Origin of the sequence: Aeromonas molluscorum 848, assembly GCF_000388115.1 — a bacterium.
GTDB lineage: Bacteria > Pseudomonadota > Gammaproteobacteria > Enterobacterales > Aeromonadaceae > Aeromonas > Aeromonas molluscorum.
Genome location: NZ_AQGQ01000220.1, coordinates 1 through 5,484, shown reverse-complemented (window position 1 = coordinate 5,484; position 5,484 = coordinate 1). Strand labels below are relative to the sequence as shown.

3 protein-coding genes are annotated in these 5,484 nt (G+C 60.8%); all 3 read left to right on the top strand.

The features are described from left to right. Positions 1-1,679: phenylalanine--tRNA ligase subunit beta (gene pheT / locus G113_RS18800; protein ID WP_005908997.1), on the top strand; the 1,679-nt coding region annotated here is incomplete at its 5' end. 3 nt (positions 1,680-1,682) lie between these two features. Further along, positions 1,683-1,982: an integration host factor subunit alpha gene (gene ihfA, locus G113_RS18795; protein WP_005908994.1), complete on the top strand. Its 300-nt coding sequence runs from the start codon at positions 1,683-1,685 to the stop codon at positions 1,980-1,982. 45 nt (positions 1,983-2,027) lie between these two features. After that, positions 2,028-5,484, top strand: a 3,457-nt coding sequence (locus tag G113_RS18790) for an ATP-binding protein (protein ID WP_005908992.1), incomplete at its 3' end; no start/stop codon positions are given.

Genomic DNA, 5,484 nt, shown 5'->3' with positions numbered 1-5,484 from the left:
GAAACTGCGCCGTGCGGCATCGTTCCATCGACGCTATCGTCGATATTACCAACTTCCTGCTGCTGGAATACGGTCAGCCGATGCACGCCTTCGATCTGGCGACGCTTGAAGGGGAACTGGTGGTGCGTCGCGCCCGTAGCGATGAGCCCATTACCCTGCTCGACGGCAACGAGGTCAAACTCAAAGAGACCACGCTTGTTATCGCAGACGCCCAGGGCCCTGCCTGCATGGCTGGCATCTTCGGCGGCGATCGCACCGGCGTGTCCGAGTCCACCACCGACATCCTGCTGGAGTGCGCCTTCTTCGCGCCGCTCTCCATCACCGGTCGTGCCCGTGCCTACGGTCTGCACACCGACTCTTCCCACCGCTTCGAGCGCGGGGTGGATCCACAACTGCAAGCCAAGGTGATGGACCGCGCCACCCGCCTGCTGCTGGATATCTGCGGTGGCGAAGCGGGCCCGGTCATCGAGGTCAAATCCGATGCCCATCTGCCCAAGGCTGCCCCCATCAAGTTGCGCCGCACCAAGCTCGACAAGGTGATCGGCATCAGCGTAGGCGATGCCCAGGTGGTCGAGATCCTGACCCGTCTCGGCATGCAAGTCACCGTCGATGCCGATGGCTGGACTGCGCTGGCGCCTTCCTGGCGTTTCGACATCGCCATCGAGGAAGACCTCATCGAGGAAGTGGCCCGCATCTACGGCTACAACAACATCCCTAACCTGAAACCGGCTGCCTCTCTGGCGATGGTTGAACAGGCAGAAGGGCAGGTGACTCTGAAGCGGGTGCGTGACCTGCTGGTTGACCGCGGCTTCCAGGAAGCGATCACCTACAGCTTCGTGGATCCCAAGGCCCAGCAGACCCTGTTCTCCCAGAGCGATGCCATAGTGCTGCCTAACCCCATCTCGGTCGAGATGTCCGCTATGCGCGTCTCCCTGTTCCCGGGTCTGGTGCAGGCCGTGGTCTACAACCAGAACCGTCAGCAGGGCCGGGTGCGCCTGTTCGAGCAGGGCCTGCGTTTTATCAAGGATGCGAGCGCCGAAAACGGCATCCGCCAGGAGCCCATGCTGGCCGGTATCATCACCGGCAACCAGAGCGATGAGCACTGGGACATCAAGAGCCGTGGCAGCGACTTCTTTGATTTGAAAGGGGATCTGGAAGCCGTGCTGGACTTGACTGCCGAAGGTGCCACCTTCAGCTTCGAGCGCACCGAACACAGTGCCCTGCACCCGGGTCAGAGCGCGGCTATTTTGCGCAGCGGCGTGGTGATAGGCCACATCGGCGTGATCCACCCGAGCCTCGAGAAGAAGCTGGGTCTCAAGACCCGTGCCATCATGTTCGAGCTGGAGTTGAACAAGCTGATCCCTGCCAAGGTGCCGGTTGCGACCGAGGTATCTCGCTTCCCGGCCAACCGTCGCGATATTGCCGTGGTGGTTGACGTTGCGGTTCTGGCCGGTGATGTGCTCGCAGTAATTAAAAAAGTTGGCGGAAATCAGTTAGTTGGAATAAACTTGTTTGACGTGTACCAGGGTGCTGGTATGGCAGAGGACAAGAAGAGCCTGGCCATCAGTCTTGTTTTGCAAGACACCCAGCGCACCCTGGAGGAGAAAGAGATTGCCGAGACCGTAGACAATGTCGTGCGGGCCCTTGGTGAAGAGTTGAATGCATCCTTGAGGGATTGATCTATGGCGCTTACCAAAGCCGACATTGCAGAGCACCTGTTCACCCAGCTCGGGATGAGCAAGCGTGAAGCCAAAGATATGGTGGAAGCCTTCTTTGAGGAGATCCGACAAGCGCTGGAACGCGGTGAACAAGTCAAGATCTCGGGCTTCGGTAACTTTGATCTTCGTGAGAAGAACCAGCGCCCAGGACGTAACCCCAAGACGGGTGAAGATATTCCTATCAGTGCCCGTCGGGTGGTGACCTTCCGCCCCGGCCAGAAACTCAAGGCGAGGGTGGAGACGGTCGAACCCAATGAGTCTTGAGTTAACTAACGAAAAGCCAGGCGTCTGCCTGGCTTTTGCTATGCCATGATCCGCCGCCTTCTACTGTTGGCCAGCCTGCTGGCCGGCACGGCTCACGCCATGGTGTTGCCGTTGTCCCCCTCGACCCAGCACTATGCCTCGTCCATTGATCAGCTCACCTTCTGCTATCCCAACCTGGTTCGCCCCCCTTATCTAGAGGAAAAGGGCGGTTTTCTGATAGATCAGCTCGACAGGCTGGCCAACACACTGCCGGTCCCCCTGGTCAAGCTACGACTCGCCAGTTGGCAAGCGGTCCAGGAGGGGTTGCAATCCGGACGCTGCGACTTAGTTCCGAACATTGGCCCCTCCCCGGCGCCAAGAGCGGATCGTCTCTACAGCCGCACCATACTCGAGTCCGAGTCCGCCATTCTCTACCGTGGCAAACTCAATACGGCGGTCTTTCTGACATCCCCCATCTGGCAGCAGAACAAGCGTCTGGCCCGGCTCTACCCCAAAGCCACCCAGTTGACCCTTGCCAATCCCAACGGCTGGTTTGAGGCACTCAAGGCGGGCGAGGGGAGCGCCTATCTCGGCGACTACTTGCAACTGCGCCATCTGATGCGGCAAAACCCGGCCGAGGGGTTGCGGTTGAGACGATTGCGCAGTGATGACTGGGTGATAGGTTATCGGCTGGAGCTGGGAGACAAGCCCGAGCTTAAACGCCTCGTCGATACCGGCATTCGCTATCTGACACCGGGTGCGCTCTATCAGGATCTGGAGCGCTATCTGGCCGATGGCAAGCAGACCATCAACCCGGTGCACTTTACCGATGAGGAGCAGGCCTGGCTGGCAGGGCGAGGTAGCCGGGTGCGTCTGGTGATCAACCCGGATCTGATGCCCTATAGCGGTATCAATGAGCAGGGCCAGCTCAGGGGCTGGAGTGGTGATGTGCTGCGCTGGGTTGGGCAGCAGACCGGATTGCGCTTTGAGACGGTGCCTGCTGCCAGCCGCGAAGAGGCGCTGGACAAACTCCGGCGTGGGGAGGCCGACATGATGGCCGGTTTGCTCGAATCCCCTCGTCTTGGCCAGGAGTTCGAGTTTACCCGCACCATCGCCGAGAACCGTTTTGCCCTGGTTTCCCTCAAGACCCGCCAGGTCAGGCGGCTGAGCGAATTGAGTGGCGAGCGGGTATTGGTGCCCACCAGTCTCTATGATCCAGACATGCTCTCGGGCTATGGCAACGCCGCCTGGGTGCGGGTCGATGATGTGGATCAGGGCTTGAGTGAGCTGCGCAGTGGCAATGCTGACTGGTTGCTGAGCGAGCTCTATCAGCTGCAATACCCCCTGCGCAGCAATCAGCTGGCCGAACTCAACGTGCGTGAACTCGATGACAGCTTTGCCTTGGGCTTTGCGGTCAACCGGCAGCATCTGTTGTTGGCCAGCGTGCTGGATCAGGGGCTGATGACCCTCAACAGCGAGCAGATGGCGGAGCTGATCCAGCGCTGGCACAGGCTCACCCTCACTCAGCAGAGTGGCGTCAGTTACTGGGTGCTGTTCGGCTCAGTGTTGCTGGCGCTGCTGATCAGCGCCGCCGTGATAATGCTGATCTGGCGCTCGCGGCAACAGCTCTCCAAAGAAGTGGCCCAGCGTCTGGCGGCGGAGCAGGCCCTGGCCGTGGAGAGCCGCTTTCGTGAGTCTCTGTTCCAGGCGCTGCCAGTGCCCGTGTTCCTGCGAGATGGCAATGGCGACATCATCAAGCGCAATAAACGTGGCAAACGACTGGAAGCGCGTCATCCAGGCCCGCTGACCCTGCCGCCGCCCGAGCAGGGGGCCACCGAGGGGGAGTTGACTCTGGGGGAGCGGGTTTTCTCCTATGCCCAGATACCGCTGCGCCTTGGGCACCAGGGGCCCGCCGGGGAACTGATTGCTCTCTCCGATATCAGCTCCCTGCGTGAGCGCGAGCGCTTCTCTCGTCAGGCGGAGCGCCGCTTGAGGGCGCTGACCAATACGGTGCCCGGCATGGTGGTGCAGTTTCTGCTGCATGATGACACCTTGGGTGAGCTGGAATTTGTCAGCCGCGGCAGCTTCGAGCTGCTCGGGGTATCGAGCAATCGACTGCGTCGTGAGCCCCTTGACTCCCTGGCTGCCCTGAATAGTAGGGACAGGTATCAGTTGCAGCGGGATATGCCCATCATGCTGGAAGCGGGCCAACCCTTCTCCTATGTCCTGCGTTATCAACATCCTGCCGAGGGGCTGCGCTGGTTGCAGTTCCATGGCCGGGGACGGCGTCTGGATGAGAATGGCTGGCGGGTCTACGGCGTGGTGCTCGATGTGACCATGCGGGTTGCTCAAGAGCAGGCACTGCAACAATCCCATGCCAGGGCAGAGCAGGCGATGCAGGCCAAGGGGCGCTTCCTGGCGGCCATCAGCCATGAGATACGCACCCCCATGAATGCCATCCTCGGTTGGCTGGAGTGGCTTGCAACCACCGCAATGTCCGATCAGCAGCAGGGGGCGGTGACCAGCGTGCGTCAGGCCGGGGATGAACTGCTCGGATTGCTCAATGACGTGCTCGATTTCAGCCGCAACGAGAGCGGCAAATTGAGCCTGGCGCCACAACCGACGGACCTGGCGCTGTTGTGTGAGCGCGTTATCGCTGTGCATTGGCCCAAGGCGCGCAACAAGGGCCTGCAGCTGCGGCTCAAATTGAGTGCCGACTTGCCTGCCTTGGTCGAAATTGATCCCCACAGGGTGCAGCAGCTGTTGCATAACCTGCTCTCCAATGCCATCAAGTTCAGCACCCAGGGCACTGTCTGCCTATGGGCCGACCTGCAACGTGACGGGGCTAAATCCTGGCTGAGGCTCGGGGTTGACGACCAGGGGCCCGGCATTGCGGCCGAGTTGCTGGCACGACTGTTCGAGCCATTCGAGCAGGGCGAGGTGAGCGGTCAACTCAGGGCACAGGGCACCGGACTCGGCTTGGCCATTTGTCGTCAATTGCTCGAACAGATGAGCGGCACCATTACCATGAACCCCTGGCCTGGGGGAGGCAGTCGCTTTATCGGGAAATTGCCGCTGGTGGTATCGGACACCGCAGTGGCCAGGGTGAGCGTCATCGAGCGGCTGGCCATCAGCTTGCCCGATAGCGAGCTCGAAGCGCTGGCACCCTGGTTGGCCCGTTATGGGTTGACGCCGGTTGCACCTGGCGAGGGGATCCCCTGCCTGGCTGTACAGCTCGATGAACATGGTTTGTTGACCTGGCGCTGGCAGGGCAAGAGCTGGGTGCCCGGCACGCTGGTGAGCCTGTTGCAGGAGGATGTCAGTGAGGCCATGAGCATCAACCTGGCTCAGGCCGGGGCGGGATTGAACGTCTTGCTGGTCGAGGATCACGACATGAACAGGGCGCTGATCCGCATGCAGCTCAGTCAGCTCGGTGCTCAGGTATGGTGCGCGAACCATGGCTTGCAGGCCCTCGACATGCTGCGGGAACACCCCGTGGATCTGGTATTGACCGATCTGCAGA